This is a genomic window from Glaciimonas sp. GG7 (assembly GCF_052976905.1).
The window spans coordinates 1-26,217 of record NZ_JBRIIQ010000059.1 but is presented as its reverse complement, the minus strand read 5'-3'; the positions used below and the strand labels follow the sequence as shown (position 1 = coordinate 26,217).

Genomic DNA, 26,217 nt, shown 5'->3' with positions numbered 1-26,217 from the left:
CAGTCGGTGATAGCTTCTCTAAGCGCCCGGTTCATCGAGCACGAATCGATGTTTTGACCAGCGTGTTAAACGCGTTGGTATCGAGCGGTTTAGGATTCTTTTTGTCACGCCCCATGGTCCACGGACCCACCAATGCCGGTTCAGGCTCGCCGTCCTTGATCATTTCCACCGCCCAACCCTCATCGTCGACATTTTTGATGACCCGCGCAGTCCAGCCGACATCGCGCCAGAGTCGGGGCTCTTGCGTAGTGGTGTTGACGCCGGTATCGTTTTGATCGAGGTCATCGGGTATATCCGCAGATGGGATCGGCAATTCAGTCATTGTGCAAGCGCTCGCGGTGAAGGGGGTGTGTATCTTAGTCGAAATTCTCTGTGCCCACATGTGAACATCCGGGTTAAACGCAAGTCTCAGACGGCTAGAGCCTTCGTCGGCACGCCTCGCCAGCAACAATATTGCAGAGGTCCTGGATGATTAACATTTGTTGTATATGTGTCAATACAGTAAACTTGTCAGTATGTCATACTCAAATACGCTCGTAAAACGTAGCGAAGCCAAAAGGGAAGAAAAATTGCAACGCACACGCGTCATTATTATCGCAACGCTAATAGCACTAATGGGGGCAATTGGATCTATTGCGCTGGCGTTTCATCTTTCCTCTACGCGTGCCATCAATGCCGAGGAAGAACATCTTCAGTTTCTTTCCCAACGCGGGCTCGAACGCACTCGACTTACTTTTAGTGGGGCAAGTGCCGCGTTGCATCAGTTTGAACATCTGCATGTGACGCCATGTTCAGAAGAGCATATCCTGCAAATGCGCAAGCTGACGATCGCTACCCGTAGCATTGCCGATATTGGCTATGTCGACAATGGGGTCCTGAAGTGTACCGCTGGTGGCATGGCGAACATACCGTCCCCGGAAGTTCCCATCGACTTTATGACCGAAGACGGGATTGCGGTGAGCTTGGGCGTGACGCCAAAAATCAGCGACGGCAAAAGTATGGCCGCACTGTATTACAAATCGCATGTAGCGTTGATTGACTCAGGCCAGTTTACCGACCTGATTCTTGATCCGGATGTTCAACTGGCAGTGGCAACCTCGAACGGGAAGTTACTGGGCACTTTGCATGATCCGGATCAGAAGCTAGTTGAGGCCATACTGACCATACCGGATACGAAGGGGAGTCAAGCACAGAATCAAGCTCATACGGGAGGTCATCTTTTTGGACTTTCGCGTCAGGCAGGCTTAGTCGCCGTCGTCATCGAACCCTACAGTAATGTAGCGGGCCAATTACAACGCGAACGCATGATTTTTTTGCCAATCGGATTATTGGTGGCGGCCTTGATCGTCGGTATTGTTGTTTGGATTGCACGTAGAAGGTTGTCGCCGTTAGGTGAGTTGAAAATTGGCGTGGAGCGGCGTGAATTTGTTGTCCATTATCAGCCGATCATAGCCCTTAGCACCGGTATGTGCGTGGGTGCAGAAGCGCTGGTGCGTTGGCCGCAGTCGGACGGCAGCATGATCGGTCCAGATTTGTTTATCCCGCTAGCCGAAGAGAACGCGCTGATTTTACCCATCACGGATCAAGTTGTTGCAGCGGTGGTATGCGATATGCACAACATGCTGAGATCGAATCCCGATTTGCATATCGCCATTAATGTGAGTGCGCAAGATATGGCGACCGGGCGTATTTTGGATGTTCTCGACGGTGCGCTAAGGGATAGCGGCATCTTGCCGCAACAAATCTGGCTCGAAGTCACTGAGCGCAGCTTTATGGATATTAAGTCAGCCCTGGATATGATCAGTCATGCACGCGACTTGGGCTATGTCGTAGTGATCGATGATTTTGGAACCGGCTATTCCAGCCTGGCCTATCTTCAGGGGTTTCCGCTGGATGTACTAAAAATCGATAAATCGTTTATCGATACCATAGGCAGCGATTCCGCCACCAGCAGCGTGATGACACATATTATTGATATGGCAAAAACCTTGCATCTCAATATCGTCGCCGAAGGGATAGAAACGCAGGTGCAAGCAGATTATCTTGTAGCACGGGAAGTGCAATATGGGCAGGGATGGTTATTCGCAAAGGCGATGCCGGCAAAAGAGTTTTTGGACTTTTATAACGGAAATACCGAAAAGAGCACGCTATTTGCGGCGCCAGTTGAAGTGCTCATTGACGCGTAATATGCCGAATGCGCATGCAGATAGCAGCAGGAATAAACACAGCAATTGGAAGGTATCCCGAAATGCTAATTGATAACTTTGATGCTTCAGAAAATCGACTGTAGCCGAAGCGCGCTCAACAGTGCCTGTCAACGTCGTGTAGTAATGGGTTTGTTGATGCTTTACCAGCGTCGTCAGAACCGCCACTCCCAAAGCCCCGCCTAGCGTGCGTGACACATTAAACAAAATCGACGCAGAAGCGGCGTCGATCTTTTGTATAGACGTCGTTGCCAGTATCCCGAGCGGGGTCAACATTAACGTCCCACCCAAGCCGCGCAAGATTTGCGCAATGATGACCCATTCGTAATGAAAGTCGATGGCGATATAGCTCCATGTAATCGAACTTAACGCGAAAAGCACACTGCCAATGGCGATTAATCCATAAATATTGATCTTTTTTAATATCATTGGCATGCACATCAGGGCCGCCAATTGGGCCAAACCGCCAAAAAAAATAATATAACTAATTTCAACGGGAGAATACGATTTAAGGGTGATCAGAAAATAAGGAACTAAAAAATAACAGCCGAATAACGCCGCACCGGTCAGCAGATTCGCCATGCAACTAATCGATAATTGGTGATTTTTTAAAAGAAAAAGATTGACCAAGGGGGCCTGAACCCGTAGTGCATTCATGACAAATAGTGTCAGCGCACACAGGGCCGTTATAAAAAGAGTGGAAATGAAGGCTGACGCAAACCAGCCATAGCTGTGACCCTCTTCCAGCACGAATTGCAGGCAGCCCAGACCGATCACAATCGTGATTAACCCAAGGAAATCTATCTGTATTTTTTCATGAGCGCGGACAACATCTTCGCGCAATCCAGCCATCATCAGCCCCAATGCCAGGATGCCGATTGGCAGATTAATGTAGAACAGCGACTGCCACCCGAAAGACTCCGTCATCACGCCAGCAATCATGGGACCTATTGTTGGTGCCAATGCTACGGTTGCACCAAATAGGGTATTTGCCTTTGCATGCGCCGATGTCGGTAGTTTGATGATGATGATGTTGTAGGCCAGCGCCATCAAGGCACCGCCTGCGGCTCCTTGAAGAATGCGAAAGACAATCAGACTTGAAAAGCTCCAGGCTTGGGCGCAGAGGATGGAACTTCCCATAAACATCATGCAAAACACCAACGCGTAACGTTTTATCCCCAGCGCTTTAAGCAACAAGCCAGAAAGAGGCAAGGTCACAATTTCCGCCATCAAATAAGCTGAAGACAACCAAGAGCCTTTCTCCAAAGGGAAATGCATCGCGCTTTGGATCGTCCCAATGGCCGCATTGGTAATCTGAATATCCATGACGCTCATTAAAACGGCAATGATGCTGCCGATAAAACTGAGCCATGCTGTGGCTGTTTTTTTGTGATCGATCATCATCATCGCCATTAATTGAGTCTGTGAACTATTCAGAGAGAAAGGTTGTTACGTTGTTAATGCGGTATATCCATCTCTGACAGAATTTCTTTAAGTTGATCAACAAAAGACTGCACTATTTCCGATGGCAGATCACCTCGCAGCATAAGCCGAACACCTGCTTTACCTTTGCTCACGATGGGAAAGAATACCGGTGAGCAGTAGAAGCCCTTGTCATACAGGGCTTTAGATAAATGCACGGCTTTTTCCTGATCGCCAACTTCAACAACTTTAATATTTAGCCCATTGCTGCGTTGAGCGGTATTAATCTGCGCATCAAATAGGGCAATGTTTTGTTTGAGTTGTTGTTGCAATTGATTGAGTTCTTCACTTTTATGTACTTTTATACTGCCCAAAGTGGTCCCGATTGCTGCTGTGCGCAAACTTTGTGACCATCCTAAAGGTCCCGCGCGATATAAAAAGTCGAAATGCTTTTCTGATCCCAGCATGGCAATTCCACCCGTACTGCCAAATGCTTTAGCAATAGAGGCGACGATCATTGTTCTTTCATTCAATTCTTTAAGTCGTGACCGAATATGGCCTTCCCCACTTTTTCCATCGGCAGAAAGAGAATGGGAATCATCAAAATAAAGAAATAAACCATAACGCTCCTGAAGAGACAACAGCGCAGAAAGATCAGCAACGCCGCCCACCGAATATACGCCATCGCAGATATAGGCCACTCGCGGATACTTTTTACAAATGTCTTCCAAGTACGTCATGTCATTGTGGGGGCAGCTCAGCACCAGTGTTTCATCAGCAATAATCGGTTTAATGAATGCCATTGAAAAGTGTGCAAACTTATCAAACACCATCACCATGGGCTGGCCATCGGTTAAATGGCCTGAGGCGAGCAGAGGTAATATTCCCGCCGTTAACGCGCTGCATGAAACGGCAGGCAATATCGGGCCATTAAAAAGATCCCTTAATTGTTGCTCTAACTCTTCCATCACACTTAACCGGATTCGATACTCTGCCATCGAAAGCCCGGTAATACCCTGACTTTGTAAAGCATCAATACCCCCTTGCAATACGTCTGGATGGCTATTTAATCCAAGATAAGAGCATGAACACAAATTGACGAATTCTTTTCCAGTGGCAATGTCGTATAACTTGTTTTGCCCAGCACGGGCAATTACACGAATGCCGATCATGTTTTGGTTCTGCGCGATGCTATAGCCGATCTCAGAAGCGGCGATCATCTTGGTGTTATTGCGGAATATATTTTTCCCGACTACAGAGTTAGATTCGAAATCATGATTCATGAATAAGCTTCCTTAAGTGAGTGAGGATTAAAACAAGCGTTAATTTTTGGAAAATCTGCGCCTTAAACGACCCAGATCGCCAATCACCAGGCTGTGCCAAAAATTTCCTTAATGAAGACGTATGAGGTCTCATCAGTGTTTAGTCTTCAAGCGGAAGACTGGCTAGCCGTTATTGGGAAAACCACTCTACGCCCCAAGGATTTAAAAAATAACGTGGCGCGGTGTAATTTAAGTAAAACTCCTAAGTCAGATGTACAGCCTCTGCCATTAAGGGATCACTACGTATGTTTTCGGGGTGACGAATCGTTCGACTCCACAGACCACACAGGTATCTCAAAAGGTCAGCGCTTGCTTGCTAAAAGTGCCTCAGTCGTGTCCAATCGGGGCATGAAAACATTTCCCCCCCTCCCCAAATGGACCATCGCAGCGCCAATTGCTGGTTGGTTATTACTTGCCGGTACGCAGTTTGATCTCGGCGCTGTTTACTCACTCATACTCGTCGCCGGTCTGTTGGGTGGTGTGTTGTCGGCGGTGTACCACGCAGAAGTCGTGGCCCATCGTGTCGGCGAACCCTACGGAACACTGGTGTTGGCGCTGGCCGTGACCCTGATTGAAGTGGCGCTGATCGTCTCGCTGATGCTCGCCGGAGGCGAGGAAACGATGGGGCTGGCACGCGATACCGTGTTTGCCGCCATCATGATTATTCTCAACGGCATCGTTGGTATTTGTCTGCTGGCAGGCGCTACCCGGCATAAAGAGCAGACCTTTGGATTGCTGGGCGTGAGTGCATCGCTGGCGACTTTGGCGGCTATTTCGGTTCTTACGCTGGTGTTGCCAAACTACACTTCAAGCACAGTCGGCCCTTACTATAATTCCAGCCAACTGGCATTTATTGCCGTTATTTCGTTAGTTCTTTACGGCACATTTGTACTGGTCCAGACGGTTCGGCATCGCGACTATTTTTTGCCTGACGAGTCGACCAATGATGAAGAAGTTCATGCTTGCGCGCCCTCTGTCAAAGTCGCGTGGACCAGCGGCGCTCTGTTACTGGTGTGTCTGGGAGCGGTGGTTCTGCTGGCGAAGTCGCTGGCCCCGACATTAGAAGCGGTTGTCGCCAGCGCTGGCGCACCGAAAACTCTGGTCGGCATTATTATCGCCGCCGTAGTTCTCTTGCCTGAAGGATTGGCCGCTGTGCGTGCGGCGCGTGCCAATCGGCTTCAGACCAGCCTTAATCTGGCGCTTGGTTCGGCGTTAGCGAGTATCGGATTGACTATTCCTGCGGTGGCGATCGTCTCGTTGACGACCGGCTGGACGTTGTCCCTCGGGCTAGACATCAAATCGACTGTTTTGCTGCTGCTGTCTTTTATTGTGGCCACGTTCTCGCTTGGCACTGGCCGGACAACCGTGATGCAGGGCACGATTCATTTAGTCATTTTTGCCGTTTATCTCTTTACAACAATTGTTCCTTAAGTGATCTCTCTCCACACCAGAGGGAAACATGCAACGCACCATTTCATGTCCATAGGCAATAGTTATGCGCAACACCAGAATTTATTTTGACGTAGCCTGTTCGGAATAAATCGTGGCGAGGGATAATACGGCCTGATCTGATTTATCAATTTGATTTACCGGCCTGACTTTCACCCGGCACGGATGGCCTGTCCGATGCAAATTCTCCTGCACCAGATTGCCATCATCGCCATCATTATTGGAAATATTGTATTTTGAAGACGACTACAAGAAGCAAGCGCTGGGATGGCACGATTAACACGTTGTCAGTTGCATACCTCAATGATGTTGTAGAACAAATGCTGGCTTATGGCGATCGCGTCCAGTTCGCCCTCACTTCCGGCGGACAGCGACCGTTTTATCAGGTCATCAACAGCTCCGAAAAAAAGATGGCGTTCAATAGCACCCATCATTTGCTCCATCCGGTCACGGACGAGTTCGAAGGCAGCAACGGCAGCATGGTCTACACCTTAGCCCAGATTAATAGCGCCATCGCCGGCGTTGGTGTACGCGCCAAAATTGCCGCAACCCGTACCCGTACGGTCGGGACACGCGCGGCGACGGTCAAAGTGCAAGACGTCATCGATGCCCAAAAGTATGATTATTTTAAAATTCATCGTGATTTGTTGCCGCCGAATATCGGTGACTATTCGGGTGAAATCACCGCGCTGATGAAGTTAGGAAAGTCGGCAGAAGAAGCGTTTGATGAGGTGATCAAACTGCGTTGCAGTTGAAGATAACTAAGCAACAAAGAACATAACAAAAAGGCCCGGAAGGGCCTTTTTGTTATGTGCAGAGTGTATTTACGCCGGTTGTTGTGGAATAACCCAACGATCTACAGCTTCCTGCATGCGCAGCCAGCTTTCTGGTGTTGTGCCCGACAGTGCGGCCACGCGAACGGCCATTTCCGGCGACAACGCCCGCTGCTCGTGCAAGAGTTCCGATGCGCTTAAACGACTCACCCCAAGCAACTGAGCAAACTCGGCTTCTGTCATTGCCAGCGCTGGCAGCACATCTTCCCGCAATACAGCGCCGGGATGGGTCGGACGACGATGCTTATCTCTCATTAAATCCTCCTGATTGAATTCAAATTTGATGCGCCAATTATCTATCAGTCAATGGCGTACGCAAACTCACAAACTCCTCCGCCGCCGTCGGATGAATCCCGATCGTGTCGTCAAACACCCGTTTGGTCGCGCCCGCTTTGAGCGCCACGGCAATGCCCTGAATGATTTCGCCCGCCTCCGGCCCGACCATATGGCAGCCCAGTACTTTGTCGGTGTTGGCGTCTACGATCAATTTCATCAGGGTTTTTTCGTCAGACTCACCCAAGCTGAGCTTCATAGGCCGGAACCGGCTTTCGAAAATGCTCACGTTATACCCGGCACTGCGCGCCTCTTGCTCAGTGAGGCCGACCGTGCCGATATTGGGCAGGCTGAAGACCGCCGTGGGAATCATTTTGTAGTCCACCGGGCGATATTCTTTCGGGCGAAATAACCGTCGTGCCACCGCCATGCCTTCAGCGAGCGCTACCGGTGTCAGTTGCACCCGGCCAATGACATCGCCGATTGCCAGTATCGATGGCTCTGTTGTGCAATAGTCGTCATCGACCTTGATAAAGCCTTTTTGATCGAGTTCAACGGCGGTGTTTTCTAACCCCAGATTGTCGAGCATCGGACGCCGACCAGTGGCATAAAAAACGCAATCGGTCTCCAACACGCGCCCATCTTTCAGGGTGGCAGCAAGGCCTCCGTCGCTGAGTTTATCGATGCGAGCGATGTCGGCTTGGTAGGTCAGCGTCAGGCCTTTTTTGAGGAGTTCTTCATGCAAATGCTGACGCACGCTTCGGTCAAAGTCGCGCAGGATCAGGTCGCCCCGATACGCCAGCGTGGTCTCGGCCCCGAGTCCGTGAAAGATCGAGGCGAATTCGACCGCGATGTAACCGCCGCCGACCACCAACACACGGCGCGGCAATTGCTTGAGAAAAAATGCTTCGTTGGAGGTGATCGCCAGTTCCTTGCCGGGAATATCAGGCACCTGGGGCCAGCCGCCCGTCGCAATCAGGATAGTGGCGGCACGCAAGCGCTGTCCATTGATCTCAACTGTATGGGCATCTAGCAGGCGAGCATGGCCTTCGTGCAGCGTCACGCCACTGTTGAGCAACAACGCGCGGTAGACCGCATTGAGGCGATGAATTTCACGGTCTTTATTGGCAATCAGTGTCGCCCAGTCAAACTGTGGCTGTTCGGTAGTCCAGCCAAAACCACCAGCCTGCGCAAAGTCTTCGCTAAAGTGCGCGCCATACACCAGCAATTTTTTCGGTACGCAACCGACATTGACGCAGGTACCACCCAAATACCGGCTTTCGGCCACCGCCACGCGTGCACCGAAGCCAGCCGCAAAGCGTGCCGCGCGCACTCCGCCGGAGCCTGCGCCAATGACGAACAAATCAAGATCAAAAGACATAGTGTTTCTCCTTAGCTATCGAAAAGTTATCTTAGCTTGTTTGAAAGGCCTGATCCAACGCAAAACAGAACGAAGTAGTGACGCTAAGCGCAACTACCTCGTTCTGTTTATGCTGCAGTATTGAAGGCCATCTTTTTGATGGCTAACGGATGGACTGACTTAATTAACTAATTGAATAACTTAGTTACCAGTATTGATGCTACTAAATTTCTGACGCGTATCGGCTAGCGCCACTTCCGAACGTACTTGGGCACGTTTTGCGGCGACGGCGGCGGCGTTAGTCGGATAGAGCGTTTTGATGTAGTTCTCACGTCCTTCATCAACGGTCGGTGACAACTGGGCAACTACTTCAGCCCGCGTTTTAGTTGAGACCATCGTTTGCTCAGCCGGATAGGTTGTGCGGGCGTAAGTCAGACGGGCCTGATTACCAGCTTGTGGTAATTCAGCAATAACTTCAGCGCGGGTTTTAGTGGAGACGAAAGGTGCATCAACCGGATAACGTGTATCAGCGATAGCGGCACCGGCAGTAGCGGTAGCAGCAACAACAAGGGCGGTAGAAATCATCAATTTTTGGATATTCATTTTGTTCTTTCAGTGGAAAGGTAAATAGAGAGCGGCATGAATGTCGGGGTCTATGACTGCGGAGTGCATGAGTAGAATCATGCCACTGAAAGTGATACTATTTGCTATCAATAGTCTTCAAAATAATGCAGTTAGTATCAATCTGTGTATCAAGATGTAACCTGAAATGAGCTAAGCCGAGCCAACCCCGAGGAAAAAATGGATAGATTGTCACCGTTGTTTACACGCTTTGCCCCCTCTGCACGGGTGTTTCATTCCGGTGCGCTGTGCGGCACTGCCGACGCGTCCCTGTTAGATGGCAGCGGCCATATTCATTTAATTAATAGCGGTCGCCTGACAGTGTTACGGCCCGACTTTGATCCCATCACTATAGAAGAGCCTTCGGTCTTGTTTTTCCCTCGGCCCGGCGTACATAGCTTGCAAGCCAGTGAAACCGATAAGGCCGAAATGGTATGCGCCAATATCATGTTCGGCGGCGGCCCTGAAAATCCGGTGATCAAAGCCTTGCCCGAAGTCATGGTGGTCCCATTGGCGTCGGCACCGGGCTTAAAGGCGATGCTGGCGCTGCTGTTTGCAGAGGCTTTTTCCAACAATTGTGGTCGCCAGGCGGCAGTGGACCGGCTCACTGAATATTTCATGATTCTGCTCTTGCGGCATGCGATGAACGCCAAACTGGTGGTGGGCGGGATTCTGGCCGGGCTGGGAGACGCGCGGCTGGCAAAGGCCATCACAGAGATGCACGAGCGCCCCGAGCAGAGCTGGTCGCTGGCGCAATTGGCAGAGTCGGCGGGCATGTCTCGCGCCCGTTTTGCGGTGCATTTTCGGGAAACGGTCGGGATGACGCCACTCGATTACCTGACCGACTGGCGCGTCGGCGTCGCCCAAGTGCTACTCAAAAATGGCCAGTCCTTGAAACTGGTGGCCCCGGCAGTTGGTTATCTGAGTCCGACTGCTTTTACCCGGGTATTTAGTCAGCGCATAGGGACGTCGCCGAGTGAGTGGTTGGCGCAATCAATGGTCTGAATATGTGGTCATTGAGTGGTCACTAAGTCGTCATTAAGTAGTCATGAAATCCGTGTTTACTGCGTTATTTATTTTTCGGTTTACAGTTAACCGTCATTTAAATATCCAGTTAGCCCGGATGACTTTCCGATCAATGCACACCAGAGGACTTATGAAACGACCAATCACCGTCACCGCCACACTCATCGCCGCTACCCTTTTGATCGCAGGATGCGCCAGTAATAGCCACAATATGCCAGCACGTTTCAACACGCTCGACGGCAATCCACCGCTCATCATCGGGCATCGCGGCCTGCCGGGTTTGTATCCCGAAGAAGTCATCGCCGGTTATCAAGCCGCCATCGCCGCCGGAACCGATGCCCTTGAACTCGATTTGCATTCTTCCAGTGACGGCGTGCTATTCGCCTGTCATAACGTATTGCTCAGCGACACCACCGACGTTGCCAGCCATCCTGAATTTGCGGCACGCAAAAAATCGCGCATGGTCGATGGCGTGGCAACCGGGCCAGATTGGTATATCAGCGACTTCACCGCCGCAGAACTCAAAACCCTGCGCGTGAAGCAGCCTATTGATGTGCGCAGCAAGCAATACGACGGCCTCTATCCGATGGCTACATTTCAGGAAATCATCGATCTCGCCAGGCAAACAATGGCCGCCGATCCCAAGCGCACGATCTATGTGTATCCAGAAACCAAAAATCCGATTTATCAACGTCAGCTAGGCCTGCCACTGGAAGCCAAGTTACTGGAAATGCTGATCAAAGAAGGCTGGAACACGCCCGACTCGCCGGTTTTTGTGCAGTCCTTTGAACCGGAAAGTCTCAAACTTATGCGCAAAATGGGCCTCAAAACCAAAGTCGTGCAGTTAATCGATGGCAGCGGCAGCAATTTTAAAACCGGGGAGATGACCTACGATTCGCCAGACACCGCCAAGCCGTTTTCATGGCTGCAAGCCAATGACCCACGGACGTTTGCCGCGATGGTCACCCCAGCCGGTCTGGCAGAAATCAAAACCTACGCCGACGGGATCGGTCCGTGGAAGTTGTATATCTTGCCAGCCCAAGGCGTAGACGCGTCCGGCAACGCGGTGAAGTCGTTGGATCAGGCGTCGAATATGGCCCCGACGACCTTGGTGGCCGATGCGCATAAAGCGGGTTTGTTCGTGCACCCGTACACGTTTCGCGATGAAGGCGCGCGCCTGACTAAAACCTATCAGGGCGACCCGAAAGCGGAATACAAGGCGTATTTTGATCTAGGCACGGATGGGGTTTTTACTGATTTTTCGACGACAGGGCGGGTGGCTTTGACGGAGTGGATGAAGGTAAATGCGCTGAAGTGATGATGACTCGGGCGGCATCGCTTTATGGTTTGATGCCGTCTTCAGGTCCAGATTTGCACTATTCAACAATAATTGCTTCAATTCGTGCCGCAACATCATCAACAATCTCCTGCGGCACCTTCTCTTTAAACTTCGCCTTACGGATTTTCCAGTTAAGAGACTTCAACTGATGGCAATGGATCGCGCCTTGTGTGTCAAGGCCCAGCCCCGTTAATGTCACCACGGTCCCATGCGTTCTTGCGGCAGCGGCTGTACCCTGAGAAATAGGGCAAACCATCGCTAAACCTCTTGCATTGAATACCTTGGCACTGACAACAAGGCCAAAGTGCGGCCCCTTCATTTCATTACCTGACGCCGGATCGAAATCTAAATGAATAATATCGCCGCGATGTGGGACGTAAGCCATCAAAACGCTTCCTTACCAACCGCCTTCATTTCATCCCAGCCCTCGGCCAGAGGAAATTTACCGGGCATTTCAGCTAACAAGTCATCGAGCTTGTAACGTTTCTTGCCAGGCGCATTGATTGTCATCTTTTGCCCCTCAAGCAACAATTCAACTTGCGAACCATCTTGCAAGTGGTTCTGTTCAATAAACGCTTTCGGAACCGTCATGACTAATGACCCGCCAGCGCGTCTTAAAGTTTGTAGCATATTCTCTCCAATTCAAACATTAGTCCTATATTAGTAGGATTTATGGTGACATTCAAGCAGGATGTAAACTAGCGTTCGGGTTTGAACGAACAGCCTGCTAAACTGATTGCTAATGAATTTTTCGACAACCTGGAGACGATCATCATGGCCAAAAAGAACGCCTTTTATGCGCAATCCGGTGGCGTTACCGCCGTCATCAACGCCTCTGCCTGCGGACTGATCGAAACTGCACGCAAACACAAAGACGTCATCGGCAAAGTCTACGCAGGCCGCAACGGCATCATCGGCGCGCTCACCGAAGACCTGATCGACACCACTAAAGAATCCATCGCCGATATCGCCGCCCTGCGCTATACCCCCGCCGGAGCGTTTGGCTCCTGTCGCTACAAACTCAAAAGTCTGGAAGCCAACAAGCGTGAATACGAACGCTTGATCGCCGTCTTCAAGGCGCACAACATAGGCTACTTTTTCTACAACGGCGGCGGCGATTCTGCCGATACCTGTTTCAAGATCTCACAGTTGTCTGAGTCGCTGGGCTATCCCTTGCAGGCGATTCACGTTCCCAAAACCATCGACAATGATCTCCCGATCACCGATTGCTGCCCCGGTTTTGGTTCGGTCGCCAAATATGTGGCCGTGTCCACGTTAGAAGCCTCGTTCGATGTCAAATCGATGGCTAAAACTTCCACCAAAATTTTTGTGCTTGAAGTCATGGGCAGGCATGCCGGTTGGATCGCAGCGGCTGGTGGCTTGCTGGTGGATCAGGATATTCCAGTGGTGATTTTGTTTCCCGAAGTTGTCTTCGATGAGAAAAAATTCCTTGCTCGGGTCAATGCCAATGTGAAGAAATTCGGCTATTGCACCGTCGTCGTCTCAGAAGGTTGTCATTATCCGGACGGCAGATTTTTAGCCGAGCAAGGGACGACCGATGCGTTCGGCCACGCGCAGTTGGGCGGTGCTGCGCCGGTGGTGGCAAATCTGATTAAAGACGCGCTGGGTTATAAATTTCACTGGGCCGTGGCCGATTACCTGCAACGCTCAGCGCGGCATATTGCCTCTAAAACTGATGTTAAGCAGGCTTATCAATTAGGCCAGGCCGCAGTCCAGCTTGCGCTCAAAGGTCGTAACGCCGTGATGCCTACCATCGAGCGCTTGTCCGACGTGCCTTATAAATACCGGATCGGTGTGGCCGATCTGAAGGATGTGGCCAACGTTGAGAAATTTATGCCCAAGGATTTCATTAGCCGCGACGGCTTTGGTATTACCGAGAAATGTAAGCGTTATTTGTTGCCGCTGATTCAGGGCGAGGACTATCCCCCATACGCGAACGGTTTGCCGCAATACGTCACGCTGAAAAATGTTGCCGTGGCAAAAAAGTTAGCGGCTTTTAAAGTCTAGGGAATGTCAGTACTGTCCGGTTAAAAGTCGAATAAATTCAATTGGTTAGCGTCAATCGGTGTTTCGATTTGCGATGAATCTCGCTGCAAGGCGCATGAGAGCTGTGTTTTTTCGAAAACTGAGACAGAAAGAATCTGTAGCAATGTATATAAAGAGGCATTGAGTTGAAGCTCCTTCTTGACGATGGCAATAAGTACGTAAGTGGAGACGGCGCACCAGATTTGTGTCTTCACGGCGTTCTCGCTGATACCGAGAAATTTTTTGATACGCAGATGCTGCTTAATCCATTTAAAGAACAATTCGACTTGCCAGCGACTCTTGTAAAGAGCTGCAATCGTCAGCGGTGGGAGAGTCGTGTTGTTAGTCAGGAATATGAGTGTCTTGCCGGACTCCGGATCCTTGAAACGAATACGACGCACATGCTCTGGATAATCCTTGGATGCGTAATGCCCGTTGAAAGCGATGGTCTGATCGCAAATCACACCGGATGCTCTGTCTGTGCGTGCAGAGTAGACGCGCCTGGCATCCAAATTCGATTTGGCCCTGGTGACAAAAAATGCGCCAGCTTGATGCAGTCTGTACATTCTGGCGAAATCGATATAACCACGATCCATCACATAGAAAGCACCGGCTTCGAGAGGTATGAAGCTGAGTACGTGGGAGTCGGCCATCTTGCCGTCGCTGATATGGATGAAGGCAGGAATAGCGCCACGCAAATCGAGCAGCGTGTGCATCTTGACGGCAGCCTTGGCGGAGCGAAATGGTGCCCAATTGAACAAGCTCAAACACAAATCGATTGTTGTCGAGTCCAGCGCATAAACCGTATTGGTCAAATCCAATCCCACATCGCAGTCGCGATAGAGCTTGCGAGCACGGCGAATAAGCAAGGCGGCCAGATCGGCCCACATACGCCAATCGCGCGACTCGTTGGCATCGGCCAATGTAGAGCGATGCACCGCATGACGCAGCCCCATCGCATAAAGTTTGGAAGCGTTCGCACCCAACGTCACCTCTATGTCGCGCAGACTTTCGCGCCAAGTCAGTTGCGCAAAGGCCATCACCCGAAATTGCTCTGCGCAAGTCATGCGACGTACACCAGAGTTGCCAGAATAACGTTCTACGATGCGCGCAAAACTCGTCCAAGGTATAAATTCCATGATCTGTGCAAATAGCGTCTTGCCGATATTCATAGCTCATCCTCCAAAGTAACGACCTCGGAAAATGATACAAAAATGAGAAATCAAGTTTCAAATCGGCACCAAATAAAATCAGCCGCTAGCCCATGCCAGTATTGGTTCTCGCATGATTCAAAGCGGATTTAACCGGACACTACTGAGGGAATGTTGACATTTAATATCAAAAATCCCGCTCGTACTGAGTAGCCCGTCAGGGCGTATCGAAGTAGTTGCATGCGTTAGCGATTCTTCGATACGGCACTTTGTGCCTACTCAGTCCGAACGGGTTCTATAGCAATTGCAAGATCAACGCCGGTTTTTCACCATAATCGTCATACCGTTCGTTGATTGCGCTGACACAAAACTCCAGCTCTTCGATGATGTCCGGCGCGTGCTCACGTAGTTGCGCGCTATTTTTTACCACAATGATCAGCGTTTCATCCGGCTTTAAACGAAATTTACTCATCCCCTCGTCGTCCCGCAAATAGCTCAGACAATCGATCCAGGCGGACATGTTGCGGCCATAAAAATCAGGGAAACCGAATATTTCTTGCGATGCAGTATGAAACGCATCCCAATCGGTCAGGGTGCTGCCGTCTAAGTGGACTGTAGGCATGGTGTCATTCTCGCTATGAAGGTGCCAATGTGGCGTGGGGCCTGTACAGGGCCGATTTTACGCAAGTAATAGATATATTCAGATATAAAAAAAGGAAGCGCACGCGCTTCCTTTTCTACACTCAGTCAAAGCTATGTATTGATCGGACTATAAATCAATACCCGATAGCCGAACCAGCAGGCCGACGGCCATCGTTAGCGCCGTAATAAAAGCCCGGCAAAACCTTACCCGATACACCAGCATCGTTACCCGAACTAGGCGGCGACACGCCAGCCGCACCCGGCAAGCCGATCATAATTAACTCAGCTGCGCCCCAAGGGGTTTGCTCGGTCATTTTGTAGCCGTTGTCGCGCAGGATTTTCAATGTGTCCGGTGAGATGCCACGGGTTTCGTAATACACCTCGTCAGGCAGCCATTGATGATGGATACGTGGCGCATCGACGGCTTCTTGCGGGCCCATGCCGTGGTCGATCACATTAATGGCGGTCTCCAGCGTAATGGTAATAATGCGCGATCCGCCCGGTGAGCCCAGCACCATGAAAGTCTTGCCATCTTTGGTCACCAAAGTCGGCGACATGGATGACAACGGCCGTTTGCCCGGTGCGATAGAGTTGGTTGCGCCTTGTACCAGACCGTACATATTTTTCACGCCGATTTTGACGGTGAAATCATCCATCTCATCGTTGAGGAAAAAGCCCGTGCCCGGCGCAATGACGACCGCACCGAAGCGGCCATTGATGGTGTAGGTCGTCGATACCGCATTACCGTCTTTATCGACAATGGAGTAATGCGTGGTTTCCGGTTTTTCATGCGGGAACATACCGGGTTGGACTTGCTCAGACGGTGTCGCTTTCTCGGCGCTGATTTTCTCGCGGATCGAGGCTGCGTAAGGCTTGCTCAGCAAACGTTCCAACGGATTTTTCACAAACTCAGGATCGCCCAAGAACGTATTGCGGTCCATGTACGCGTGGCGCATTGCTTCGACCATCACATGGATCGAGGCGGCGGAGTGAAAGCCCAGCGCCTTCATGTCATAGCCTTCGATGGTGTTAAGAATCTGGCACATCGTGGCCCCGCCCGAGCTTGGCGGCGGTGCTGAGACGAAGACGTAGCCGCGATAGTCGCAGGTAACCGGTGCGGTTTCGGTGATGTTGTAATCGGCGAAATCGGCGGCGGTAATGATGCCCTTGCCATTTTTGGAGGCACGTTCGACTGCCTCAGGAATGGCACCTTTATAGAAAGCGTCTGGGCCACGGCGTGCAATCGCTTCCAACGTTTTGGCCAGGTCTTTTTGCGTCAGGCGGTCACCCGGTTGCAATGGTGAGCCATCGGGGCGCAAGAAAATGCGGCTCGCTTCCGGGTCTTTTTTGAAATATTTGATGGTCGTATCGAGAATGTCGGTGTCGCCGCGATTAAGGATAAAGCCGTCGCGCGCGAGCTTGATTGCCGGTTGCATGACTTGGGCGCGGGTCAGCTTGCCGTATTTGCGTTGCGCAGTATCGAGACCCAACACCGTGCCCGGTACGCCGACGGCCAGATAGCCGTACAAACTGGCGTCGCCGATGACTTTGCCATCGGCGTCCAGATACATATTGGCGCTGGCAGCGGCCGGGGCTTTTTCACGGAAATTGATAAACGTGTTAGTGCCATCGGCCAGATGGATGGTCATGAAACCGCCGCCGCCGATGTTGCCGCAGCATGGATTGACAACCGCCTGGGCATAGCCAACGGCGACTGCTGCATCGATAGCGTTACCGCCCATTTTCAGAATATCGACGCCGACTTGCGAGGCCAAATGCTGGGATGTAACGACCATGCCATTTTTTGCCTCGACTGCAGGCACGCCTACAGCTTGAATATTGCCGATGAAGGCTAGTGCGAAGACTGTTGCTACTAGCGGTTTAAGCCAATTGTTAAGACGCATTCAATTTCTCCTAGTTGTTGTCAGGCTAGTAAAGCTTTGCCATTGTAGCTAGCCAGGGCGTCTTTGTATGTGGTTTGGCGTTGTTCTTGTACAACGATGAGCGAGTTACGTCTACGACTGGCCCCACAAGAAATTCCAAATGCCGGGCAATGGTGCGCTTTTCGCACCGTCAGTCACGGAGCGCGCCAGAGCGGCACGCTCAACCGATGCTTTGTCTTCATAAAACGGCTTGGCCGCAGTGGGCAGACCAACTGCTTGCGCGCAATCGAGCAAGATTTGCAGATATTCGGCCATGTGACTGGCAGTGTAGTCATTGATGTCATGAAACGTGACGACTATCGGAATACTGCCATCGACGCTGGGCAATGCGCCAGCCGCAATCCGTTGCCGTACATCCGTCAACAAATGCAGCATGTTGGAGCGGCGCGTCAAGCTGGCGTGGTAACCATAAATCTTGCCGTCATTGGCGCTCAGATCGGTGAGCAAAATATGCATGCCGTGCTGTTGATAGGCGGTAAAAGTGCGCAGGTCGTAGTTCCAGAAGGGCGGACGCACCAGCTTGGGCGCGCTGCCCTGAATGGCGAGAATGTCGCCGATGCCGTCGTTAAGCGATTGTTCAAATGTCGAAGGGCTGAGGAAGCGATGGTTGCTATGGCGCGGCGTGGCGCTATGAAAACCGAGCAAATGGCCTTCTGTCACTTCGCGCCGCAAAATGTTGCGGCCAAATTCAGTCTCGCCTGCGCCAGCCGAGCGGGTTTGGACAAAGAACAGGGCTTTGATGCCGGGCTGGATGGGATTGTCGGCCAGCGTCTTGAGAATGGAGAGCGTCGGATTGTCGGTTCTTGGTCTGGCGGGACCATCGTCAAAGGTCAGCAAAAACCTGATCGGCGGCTGCGATGTGAGGGCAGCCGCCGTCAGTGCTGACATCGGCACGGGGTGAATGGCGCAACCTGTGAGCGCGATGGCCGCAATGATCAGGAATGCGCCAGAGATGATCTGTTTGACGCAGTTGCTTACCGAAGCGAGTTGCATAGCCATGCGCTCCGCGTTAATCCACTTGTTCTCCGATAGTCGTATCGCTTGCAGCCGCCGCCTCGCGCAGTTTGTCTTTCTTGCTCTTGCGCCGCCCCTTAATGCCGCCGTTGCTGTCCGGCGTTGCAATGGTGTCGGTGACGGTCTCCACCGGCTCAAAGCCGTTGATCTGTTCACGCGGGCAGTGCAAATTGTGGCGATGTTCGATCAGGCGAAAATGCGCCTCAGTATCCGCGCTCACGAAGCTAATGGCGATCCCGGTCTCGCCAGCACGCCCGGTGCGCCCGATCCGGTGCGTGTAATCGACCGCCGACCTTGGCAAGTCATAATTGAGCACCACAGGCAATTGTGGAATATCGATGCCACGGGCGGCCACGTCGGTCGCCACCAATACTTGCAACTCGCCAGCTTTGAACTCCGCCAAAACGCGATTGCGTGCGCCCTGACTAAACTCGCCGTGAAACGCCGCCGCCTTGATGCCGGACCGATGCAATTTCTCCGTCACATAATCGGCGGCGTATTTGGTGGCGACGAACGCCAGCACCCGGGGCCAGCTATTTTCTTTTAACAGATGCACTAGCAATTGGGTGCGGCGCTGTGGGTCCACCGCAATCGCGCGTTGCAGGATCGCCGGTTCGGTCATCGGCACTGATTCAATCGTGATACGGGTCGGATCGCGCAATATCTGGTCCGCAAGTAGCGTCACCTCGGGCGGAAAAGTCGCTGAGAAAAACACGTTTTGGCGTTGCTTGGGCAGCAGCGCCACAATCCGTCCAAGCTCATCGGCAAAGCCGAGGTCCAGCAAGCGATCAGCTTCATCGAGCACCAGCATGGATACTTGGTGAATGGTCAGCGCGTTATGGTCGATTAAGTCCAGCAAGCGTCCGGTTGTTGCCACCACGATATCGGCCCCGCCGCGCAAGGCCATCATTTGCGGATTGATCGATACGCCGCCAAACAAAGTCACCAGCTTTAGTGATGCAGCCGGGGTGGCACGGTACTGCGCCATGCTGCGCAAAGTCACCAGAATGGCCTCACCGACTTGCACGGCCAACTCACGCGTAGGCACCAGAATCAGCGCTCTGGTCGGGCGGTGCGGGCGATCTGTGCCTCGCGGCAGGGGTGCGCTGTGCGCGTCTTGCAACAATTGCAGCATAGGCAAACAAAACGCTGCCGTCTTGCCGGAGCCGGTGTGGGCCGAGCCGAGGACATCTGCCCCGCGCAATATCGCCGGAATGGCCGCGCTCTGAATCGCCGTGGGCGCGGTGTACCCTTTTTCGCCAATAGCGTGGAGCAGGGAGGGAAGCAGCCCCAGTGAGGAAAATGGCATGACGGGGGCCTTAGATGTGGAGCGATGGAAAAATCAAAAACATGGGCGTAACTTGCCGCAAGATGCGCGATTGTCGCTTGAAATGCCTGCTTTGACTATCGCTATTGCCCATCGGTCCGTGCAGCCTCGCCCTTAAGGCATCGCCTTCTCACAGTTAATCATCCACGGCGTACCAAACTGATCGGTCAGCATCCCAAAACGATGCGCCCAGAACGTCTCTGCGATGGGCATCTGTATCGTGCCGTTTTCTGCCAATGCGGCAAAAATCCGGTCAGCCTCTGCCGGATCTTCAATGCCGAGGGCGACGGACATACCTTTGGGGGCTGCATAACAATCCGGCGCACTGTCCGAACCCATCAAGATGTTGTTATCCACGATCAGCCGTGCGTGCATGATTTTGTTGCGCCATTCGGGCGGCGTTTGCGCCTCCATGGGCGAGCCTGCGTAGGTCATCATGGCGACGTTTTCTCCGCCCAGACATCCTGCGTAAAAGGTGAACGCGGCTTCACATTGGCCGTTGAAACTGAGATAAGGGTTGATGTGCATGGTGTGCTCCTCGGTCGATTGAATGCGATTGATGTGATCAATGCGGTGAATGCATGTTGGCGGTTGATGTTGATACCGGTGGTTTCCTCAAAGCATGTTCAGCTTCCATTGCCGCCGCACTTTCTTCTGTTTTGATTACGGTATCGAAATCGACGGCTTCACATACCTGGCGAATTTCGATCTCGCCAACTTCAGCCGGGCAGCGGCTAAACCATGCGATGGCTTCTTCTTTGGACTTTGCCGCAATCATCCAGAAGCCGGAGATCAAGCCCCGTGCTTCGGTGCCGGTAAACGGGCCATCGATGACATTTGGCTTGGCATCCGGCTTAGCATCTTTCTCTAGCGCAATGCGTGCGCCTTTTGAGCTGGCATGCAGGCCCTCTGCGGCCAGTAACATGCCGGCCTTTGCCAGCTCTTCATTGAATTTACCCATTTTGATGAACAGTTCCTCGTCGGGCAGGACGCCCGCTTCCGAGTTTCTGTCGGCTTTGACTATCACCATGAATCGCATCATCGTTCTCCTGTTTAGTGGGTTGCAGGAATGTGCGCGAGGGGCAACGGGGGAGGGAATATTTTAGAATAGACCATTTTTTGAGAAGGGCCAGAGCGCTATCGAGATTCTTTCTGGTGATTGTTTCTGAAACAACAAAATCAGCCATAAACTATGCGACACTCAATGGTATTTTGCACTGCACCATTGCGCCATATTTCTTCAATAACCATACAAATAATCACCCTCGGGATGCAACATGAAGCGTGTCATCTTCAACCAAAAAGGCGGTGTCGGTAAATCGACTATCGCCGTCAACCTCGCCGCCATTGCCGCACATCAAGGCAAAAAAACACTGTTAATTGATATCGATCCGCAGTGCAATTCCAGCCGCTATCTGATGGGTGAGGCGGCCAAGGAAGTCACACCGACCCTGGCTGACTATTTTGAGCAGACCCTGGCCTTCGTCATTTATCCCAAGCCCGCCAACACCTATGTGCACGCCACGCGCTTTGAGAACCTGTCGCTGATCCCATCCCACCCGGAAATCGGCGATTTGCAGTCCAAGCTGGAGTCGCGCCACAAGATTTACAAATTGCGCGATACCTTGGCCGAGCTAAGTAAAGAATTCGACGAAATCATCATCGATACTCCTCCGGCTTACAACTTCTTCACCCAGTCCGCACTGATCGCCGCCGATTGCTGCCTCATTCCGTTCGACTGCGATGATTTCTCCCGCCAGGCGCTTTACACGCTGCTCGAAAATGTCGCCGAGATCAAGGCCGACCACAATCCGGCGCTGGCCGTTGAGGGTATCGTCGTCAACCAGTTTCAGCCGCGTGCGAGCCTGCCGTTACGGCTGGTGAATGCATTGCTGGCCGAAGGACTGCCGGTACTCGATAGCAAACTTTCCAGCTCAATCAGAATCCGCGAATCGCACGAGCAGGGTTTGCCGATGATCCATTTGGATCCGCGCCATAAGTTAAGTCATGAATTTATGGCGTTGTACCAAGAGTTGCAATTGGCTTGAGAGCGGTGGGAGGGCGACTGTGCGTTGGTTCTGCCGACGTTGTGAAGGGACATTTTAAAAATAAAAAGGCCATCTCAGGTTGAGGTGGCCTTTTTCTATAGAGCAAGTAGTCAATGAATGAAATTACTCAGTCATGAATAACAAATTTAAGAGGTCCCGCGGGATTTAACTCTGCATTCGCCATTGTGAAAAGCCCTTTATCAGATAGACGGTTGAGTTGAGCCCGATCTATATGGACGGTGCAGCCACTGAGTTTCTGCCAGGAATCTGGAAATTCGGTGATATGTTCGTTGCCGCAAAGGTTAATTTCTTTTAAATGTGCGGGTGGGTGTGCGAATACTCCTCCACTGCGGCTTGTGAGTTCGTTATTAGAAAGATCGATGCGCCGGACCGAATCAGGAACCAGAGGCAGATTGTCCAGATGAAGGTTTCTGAAATCCAATACGGCGGTTTTTGGATTGTTTTGGTTAGCCCAGCACATTACCTCATCGAGGGCCATCAAGTGCTTTTCTTCAGCCCTTTCTTTGGAGCCATCTTTAGCTAGCGGACTAGCCGCGAATTGCTTTAAGGAATAAAGGATTTTCGGAGTGATTTTGTTGCGCATGGACAGGACAGGGTGGTTATCTTTTTCTCCAGGCTGTCTTGGGTTAAGTTCAGCAGGCGAAGGTAACGGCGCAAACGTGTCTGACTTCGGTTGGGGAGCACTGTGGGCACTTTTGCAATTCAGTAATATTCCGCGTTCTTTTGGAAGCGTATCTATGGTTGAAGTTGGACCGGCTTGCATAGTTTCTGTACTGTTGGTGACCTTTGACAATCCCAGAAAAGAATGTATTGCAGTATTGATCCTGGAATACAGGATGACGGTGTCTCTTACGGCAGCGATGATGGATGTGCTGATGCTCATTGGTGCTCCTTAATAGTGTAAAAAAAAGACATGTAAAATCGGACCGAAACGGCGCAGTGTATGTGAGCTGGGGAGGCAGCGATTCCAAGGAATGCTCATATATATGAGCCCACAAAGCGCTACGATTGGTACCCGAGGGGCGCGTATTGTTTCATTGCGGCGAGGCCCTGATACTGAGGCTTAGTTAGAATCCAGAATGAGCGGCTCCGTGAGATAGTGTTGGGGTTGCCGGGTCACACTCTTTGCCGGAGCAGCAACGGTTGTACTTGCGTAAACTGCTTCACGTGCAACTTCACCTGCCTCCAGGTCTTTCCTGATTTTTCTATCGACACTATTGGCATGAATTGATTCCATGCGAATGTAGGTTGGACGCTTGATTATGGCCACTGTAAGACCTTCATCGGCAGGACTGTCATAGGTTGCTTTGCTTATAAAATCACGCGGTTTTCCGATGTCTCTCTCTATTACGCCGTGGTCATAATTGACTGAGTAATCTGTCTCGCTATCGCTGTCACCGGGCTCAAGCACAACCGGCGATGTAACGATATTGTCACCTTTCATCTTTGGGTAACTGTCGGCAGTCTTAATAAGATCCCCGATATGACCATTAGGGAGATGCGCCAGATTGAGGACCGGACCCCACATAGAGACGCCCGGTGCCGATCTCATTGGCTCATTATCTGTGTTGTACGCACAGTAGAAACACCCCGCAACAGAGTTGATGCTAGTGGTGGCGACGAGCGATAAAGTTGAACTAACCCATGCTGCCGCACTGAGCGGGGGAGATGAAATTTCTTGATGCATAACGATTCCTTGCACTAATCATGCGATGTTAAATACGACGGCACGTAAAATCGCTCTGGCGATGTCCATACTGTCGGCTGGTCTTTGTCGGTAGTGATTTTTAAAGACGGCGAACACTAGATGAACGCATCAGGAATTAATTTCAGAAAATGCTCAATGCATCTTTGCTGCGAAAGTGAAGGCGTGATCAGGCCGCCGCAGATCGGGGCCTATTGTTGAATGGGGTTTTATTTCAGAATTCAGCGTGCAGACGCACGGTCCCGATGTTGACCGGTCCTCGGTCCGCGTTATAGCCGGGGTTGGCAATGCGCTGATAATCGAACATCAAATAAGTGTTTTTGATGAGATGGATGTTGTAATACATTTCCAGAATTTTTTCTGGCTGGTAATTGAGTCGACCGTCGCCGAGAAATGCGCCTGAACCACCTAACGATAAATAGTCCTGATGCGCTTTGCTCAAGCCATTTTGTGCCAACGCCAGACCGACGGTATCGCGGGAGCGTCCCCACTGACCGCCCTTGACCAATATGCCAGCGGTGACAGAGCGCTCGATTTCGGTGAAGGAATAGGTTTCGGTCTTGCCATCATTCCAGCTAGCTCGGGCAAACAAGCCGAGGTCCGGCTGCACAGCGTGTTCCAGACTCAGTCCATAGCCAACCTTGACACTATCTTTGCGCACATTGGCGACAGAGGGCACGCCACCATTTGCAGCGGCAATCGCGTCGTTGAAACTGCCCATATTTTCTTTGTTTCGAAATACCAGAAACCGTACTTTGCCTGACTGATCGCCCAGGGTGTAGGCACGTTCGATTTCGATCTGATCACTATAAAATTGGGCTAGTCGGGTTTCTAATGGCTGGCCGTTGGACACAATCGGGACCATAAACCGGCCGTAGCGCAGCGCCCATTCATCGTAGTAGTATTCCGCCGCACCACCCCACGTGTATCCCCTGTCATCGCCCGCGTAATCGTATGCGCCGTAGGTTAAAAAGGACCAATTCACAAACTGCGTGCGGGCATCGTGGGCATAGGCATTATTGTCGAAAATATCGGTCACGTTGACGTTACCAAGAGTGAGCACCAGCCGCCGTTTATCGACTATGCCAGACAGTTGATTTGGCCCGGACTCGACTACATCTGTGGCGCCGCCGAAGTCGAATGTCTGTCTTAAAAATAAGCGAGCTCGATAAAATGTCGGGCTCGCTCCGCCACTTTTTTGCTGCTCGCTATTGGTCATGCCGCCCAGACCATGGAGCCCTGATAGCGGGACCCCTTGTATCATTTCTGGATTGAAATAAAGCTCCGTACCGGTTTTCAGGCGCAGACCAAAGTAGGCTGTAGCACTCAGGGAATAGGATTTTTCTTTCTCGGATGAAAGACTGTTGACGCCGTTATAGGGCGCATCAAATGCGGGTTTTCGTTGCCAGATATAGGTTGTCTGAAATGTGGCGTTCCAGGTTTCGAAGGGAATGACCTTCTGAGCATCGGCAGCGGTGGATGCATCGGTTGTTTGCGCATTAGCCAGCAGAGATATACCCATCAGTTGCGCCAGCAAGAAGCCAGCGAGGATACTTTTGTTGCTACGTATTGGGCTATTTATTTCGCGACTAAACAAAGTTGCTCCGCTATCTCAACTATCTGGCAAAACGCCATCACAATAAGCACTCACAAAAGCGCCGCTCCCTGAATTCAGCGCGAGTTTATTGGCCGCCATTTTTTTAGTCAAGGATAACAGCGGGGCTGTTGAGGGGGCGTTGTTTCGATACTACATAGGCATAATGTTCAATCTATTTTATGCGTGAATGGAGATTCAAAACGGCAAATTTTATGCCTGAAAATAAATCTGTTGCCAGGCGCCTTAAATACCGATCACATCCCCGTACGCAACTATTGATCGAGTTGTAACGGGTTGTAAAAGCCGTCAACGCGATGCTTTCTGCAGTCGTTTATAGCGCAAGACCTCAAGAAACACTTGATGGATTTAAAACAACCGGTTTAAGACAACTTCAACTTTTAGGATATCAAAATGAACAAATTACTCGTTACTCTGATCGCTGGCCTGTTCGCTACTTCTGTTTTTGCACAAGCCGCAGCCCCTGCTGCACCGACCACCCCAGCCGTTTCAGCAGCGGTAGCGGCTAAAGCCGATGTGAAAGAAAAGAAAGTTGCGGTTAAAGCTGATACAAAAACCGACGCAAAAGTAGCCGATGCAAAATCAGACGACAAGGTAACGAAAGCAAAGGTTCACCATAAAGTGGTGAAAGCTAAATCGACCGCTAAGGTAGATTCGGTAGCCGCAAAAGCGGATGCAAAAGTGAGCACTGTCGCCAAGGCAGATGCCGCAGTAGCCACACCTAAGTAAGCGGGTTGTTGCACACAAAAAAGACAGGCTAGTCCTGTCTTTTTCATTTTCAGCGGTATCGTTTTTTCTTCGAAAAGATCGATTCGTGCTTGTCCGTGGTACTCGGCATAGAACTACTGAGTCGGAG

General features: G+C 51.3%; 26 protein-coding genes and 1 pseudogene. 9 read left to right on the top strand and 18 right to left on the bottom strand.

Annotated elements, in window-relative coordinates; all coding sequences use genetic code 11:
* Positions 1 to 46: 46 nt before the first annotated feature.
* Positions 47 to 322, bottom strand: a pseudogene (locus ACVBEF_RS13995) (hypothetical protein); the annotation flags it as partial.
* Positions 323 to 569: 247 nt separating this feature from the next.
* Here ACVBEF_RS13995 and ACVBEF_RS13990 point away from each other — a divergent pair.
* The gene (locus tag ACVBEF_RS13990) at positions 570 to 2,186 is read left to right on the top strand and encodes an EAL domain-containing protein (protein ID WP_447124556.1); all 1,617 of its coding nucleotides are present in this window, start codon (positions 570 to 572) and stop codon (positions 2,184 to 2,186) included.
* Here the strand turns inward: ACVBEF_RS13990 and ACVBEF_RS13985 are convergent.
* Both ACVBEF_RS13985 and ACVBEF_RS13980 read right to left on the bottom strand, forming a co-directional pair.
* A complete protein-coding gene (locus ACVBEF_RS13985; RefSeq protein WP_447124555.1) occupies positions 2,148 to 3,605 on the bottom strand; it encodes a DHA2 family efflux MFS transporter permease subunit in 1,458 nt (485 codons plus the stop codon). The genes ACVBEF_RS13990 and ACVBEF_RS13985 overlap by 39 nt on opposite strands.
* 56 nt (positions 3,606 to 3,661) lie before the next feature.
* Positions 3,662 to 4,909, bottom strand: a complete 1,248-nt coding sequence (locus ACVBEF_RS13980; protein WP_447124554.1) for an aminotransferase class I/II-fold pyridoxal phosphate-dependent enzyme — start codon at positions 4,907 to 4,909, stop codon at positions 3,662 to 3,664.
* Positions 4,910 to 5,296: 387 nt separating this feature from the next.
* Here ACVBEF_RS13980 and ACVBEF_RS13975 point away from each other — a divergent pair, with 387 nt between their 5' ends.
* Positions 5,297 to 6,379, top strand: coding sequence for a calcium:proton antiporter (locus ACVBEF_RS13975; protein WP_447124553.1), 1,083 nt, complete (start codon positions 5,297 to 5,299; stop codon positions 6,377 to 6,379).
* Positions 6,380 to 6,633: 254 nt separating this feature from the next.
* Entirely contained in the window at positions 6,634 to 7,152 is a 519-nt protein-coding gene (locus ACVBEF_RS13970) for a hypothetical protein (protein ID WP_447124552.1), read from the top strand.
* 69 nt (positions 7,153 to 7,221) lie between these two features.
* Here ACVBEF_RS13970 and ACVBEF_RS13965 read toward each other — a convergent pair whose 3' ends face one another.
* The 3 genes from ACVBEF_RS13965 to ACVBEF_RS13955 all read right to left on the bottom strand — a co-directional run bounded on the left by ACVBEF_RS13965 (position 7,222) and on the right by ACVBEF_RS13955 (position 9,466).
* On the bottom strand, positions 7,222 to 7,485 hold the full coding sequence (locus tag ACVBEF_RS13965; RefSeq protein ID WP_447124551.1) for a HigA family addiction module antitoxin: 264 nt from the start codon (positions 7,483 to 7,485) through the stop codon (positions 7,222 to 7,224).
* A 37-nt stretch (positions 7,486 to 7,522) separates the two neighbouring features.
* Positions 7,523 to 8,884 carry a glutathione-disulfide reductase gene (gene gorA, locus ACVBEF_RS13960; protein WP_447124550.1) on the bottom strand — a complete coding sequence of 454 codons (1,362 nt, stop codon included), beginning with the start codon at positions 8,882 to 8,884 and terminating at the stop codon, positions 7,523 to 7,525.
* Between the two features lie 180 nt (positions 8,885 to 9,064).
* On the bottom strand, positions 9,065 to 9,466 hold the full coding sequence (locus tag ACVBEF_RS13955) for a DUF4148 domain-containing protein (RefSeq protein WP_447124549.1): 402 nt from the start codon (positions 9,464 to 9,466) through the stop codon (positions 9,065 to 9,067).
* Positions 9,467 to 9,664: 198 nt separating this feature from the next.
* On the opposite strand from ACVBEF_RS13955, the gene ACVBEF_RS13950 reads away from it, so the two are divergent.
* Together ACVBEF_RS13950 and ACVBEF_RS13945 are read left to right on the top strand one after the other, a co-directional pair.
* A complete protein-coding gene (locus tag ACVBEF_RS13950; RefSeq protein WP_447124548.1) occupies positions 9,665 to 10,489 on the top strand; it encodes a cupin domain-containing protein in 825 nt (274 codons plus the stop codon).
* A gap of 151 nt (positions 10,490 to 10,640) precedes the next feature.
* Positions 10,641 to 11,828 carry a glycerophosphodiester phosphodiesterase family protein gene (locus ACVBEF_RS13945; RefSeq protein ID WP_447124547.1) on the top strand — a complete coding sequence of 396 codons (1,188 nt, stop codon included), beginning with the start codon at positions 10,641 to 10,643 and terminating at the stop codon, positions 11,826 to 11,828.
* A 58-nt stretch (positions 11,829 to 11,886) separates the two neighbouring features.
* Here ACVBEF_RS13945 and ACVBEF_RS13940 read toward each other — a convergent pair whose 3' ends face one another.
* Positions 11,887 to 12,234, bottom strand: a complete 348-nt coding sequence (locus ACVBEF_RS13940; protein ID WP_447124546.1) for a type II toxin-antitoxin system PemK/MazF family toxin — start codon at positions 12,232 to 12,234, stop codon at positions 11,887 to 11,889.
* Positions 12,234 to 12,479: an AbrB/MazE/SpoVT family DNA-binding domain-containing protein gene (locus tag ACVBEF_RS13935; protein ID WP_447124545.1), complete on the bottom strand. Its 246-nt coding sequence runs from the start codon at positions 12,477 to 12,479 to the stop codon at positions 12,234 to 12,236. The genes ACVBEF_RS13940 and ACVBEF_RS13935 overlap by 1 nt, the downstream gene beginning before the upstream one ends.
* A gap of 144 nt (positions 12,480 to 12,623) precedes the next feature.
* Between ACVBEF_RS13935 and ACVBEF_RS13930 the strand changes: the two genes are divergently transcribed.
* Positions 12,624 to 13,877 carry a 6-phosphofructokinase gene (locus ACVBEF_RS13930; RefSeq protein WP_447124544.1) on the top strand — a complete coding sequence of 418 codons (1,254 nt, stop codon included), beginning with the start codon at positions 12,624 to 12,626 and terminating at the stop codon, positions 13,875 to 13,877.
* Positions 13,878 to 13,897: 20 nt separating this feature from the next.
* Here the strand turns inward: ACVBEF_RS13930 and ACVBEF_RS13925 are convergent, their stop codons facing one another.
* The 5 genes from ACVBEF_RS13925 to ACVBEF_RS13905 form a co-directional block, all read right to left on the bottom strand.
* On the bottom strand, positions 13,898 to 15,067 hold the full coding sequence (locus ACVBEF_RS13925; RefSeq protein WP_447122416.1) for an IS4 family transposase: 1,170 nt from the start codon (positions 15,065 to 15,067) through the stop codon (positions 13,898 to 13,900).
* 274 nt (positions 15,068 to 15,341) lie between these two features.
* Positions 15,342 to 15,668 (bottom strand): barstar family protein, encoded by a 327-nt coding sequence (locus ACVBEF_RS13920; protein ID WP_447124543.1) that lies wholly within the window; start codon positions 15,666 to 15,668, stop codon positions 15,342 to 15,344.
* Between the two features lie 154 nt (positions 15,669 to 15,822).
* Complete coding sequence (ggt, locus tag ACVBEF_RS13915; RefSeq protein WP_447124557.1) at positions 15,823 to 17,484, bottom strand: gamma-glutamyltransferase; 1,662 nt, start codon at positions 17,482 to 17,484, stop codon at positions 15,823 to 15,825.
* A 219-nt stretch (positions 17,485 to 17,703) separates the two neighbouring features.
* Entirely contained in the window at positions 17,704 to 18,630 is a 927-nt protein-coding gene (locus ACVBEF_RS13910) for a polysaccharide deacetylase family protein (RefSeq protein ID WP_447124542.1), read from the bottom strand.
* Positions 18,631 to 18,640: 10 nt separating this feature from the next.
* The gene (locus tag ACVBEF_RS13905; RefSeq protein WP_447124541.1) at positions 18,641 to 19,954 is read right to left on the bottom strand and encodes a DEAD/DEAH box helicase; all 1,314 of its coding nucleotides are present in this window, start codon (positions 19,952 to 19,954) and stop codon (positions 18,641 to 18,643) included.
* On the opposite strand from ACVBEF_RS13905, the gene ACVBEF_RS13900 reads away from it, so the two are divergent.
* Complete coding sequence (locus ACVBEF_RS13900) at positions 19,953 to 20,090, top strand: hypothetical protein (RefSeq protein ID WP_447124540.1); 138 nt, start codon at positions 19,953 to 19,955, stop codon at positions 20,088 to 20,090. The two genes, ACVBEF_RS13905 and ACVBEF_RS13900, sit on opposite strands and share 2 nt — an antisense overlap.
* On the opposite strand, the gene ACVBEF_RS13895 is transcribed toward ACVBEF_RS13900, so the two are convergent.
* Together ACVBEF_RS13895 and ACVBEF_RS13890 are read right to left on the bottom strand one after the other, a co-directional pair.
* Positions 20,087 to 20,500, bottom strand: a complete 414-nt coding sequence (locus tag ACVBEF_RS13895) for a VOC family protein (protein ID WP_447124539.1) — start codon at positions 20,498 to 20,500, stop codon at positions 20,087 to 20,089. The genes ACVBEF_RS13900 and ACVBEF_RS13895 overlap by 4 nt on opposite strands.
* A gap of 37 nt (positions 20,501 to 20,537) precedes the next feature.
* On the bottom strand, positions 20,538 to 21,011 hold the full coding sequence (locus ACVBEF_RS13890) for a YciI family protein (protein ID WP_447124538.1): 474 nt from the start codon (positions 21,009 to 21,011) through the stop codon (positions 20,538 to 20,540).
* A 238-nt stretch (positions 21,012 to 21,249) separates the two neighbouring features.
* Between ACVBEF_RS13890 and ACVBEF_RS13885 the strand changes: the two genes are divergently transcribed.
* The gene (locus tag ACVBEF_RS13885) at positions 21,250 to 22,020 is read left to right on the top strand and encodes a ParA family protein (RefSeq protein ID WP_447124537.1); all 771 of its coding nucleotides are present in this window, start codon (positions 21,250 to 21,252) and stop codon (positions 22,018 to 22,020) included.
* A 127-nt stretch (positions 22,021 to 22,147) separates the two neighbouring features.
* On the opposite strand, the gene ACVBEF_RS13880 is transcribed toward ACVBEF_RS13885, so the two are convergent.
* From ACVBEF_RS13880 to ACVBEF_RS13870, 3 genes are all read right to left on the bottom strand, one after another.
* Positions 22,148 to 22,924, bottom strand: coding sequence for a hypothetical protein (locus ACVBEF_RS13880; RefSeq protein ID WP_447124536.1), 777 nt, complete (start codon positions 22,922 to 22,924; stop codon positions 22,148 to 22,150).
* A 180-nt stretch (positions 22,925 to 23,104) separates the two neighbouring features.
* Positions 23,105 to 23,728, bottom strand: coding sequence for a hypothetical protein (locus ACVBEF_RS13875; RefSeq protein WP_447124535.1), 624 nt, complete (start codon positions 23,726 to 23,728; stop codon positions 23,105 to 23,107).
* A gap of 232 nt (positions 23,729 to 23,960) precedes the next feature.
* Positions 23,961 to 25,343, bottom strand: coding sequence for a carbohydrate porin (locus ACVBEF_RS13870; protein ID WP_447124534.1), 1,383 nt, complete (start codon positions 25,341 to 25,343; stop codon positions 23,961 to 23,963).
* A gap of 411 nt (positions 25,344 to 25,754) precedes the next feature.
* Between ACVBEF_RS13870 and ACVBEF_RS13865 the strand changes: the two genes are divergently transcribed.
* A complete protein-coding gene (locus ACVBEF_RS13865; protein WP_447124533.1) occupies positions 25,755 to 26,090 on the top strand; it encodes a hypothetical protein in 336 nt (111 codons plus the stop codon).
* Positions 26,091 to 26,217: the final 127 nt, after the last annotated feature.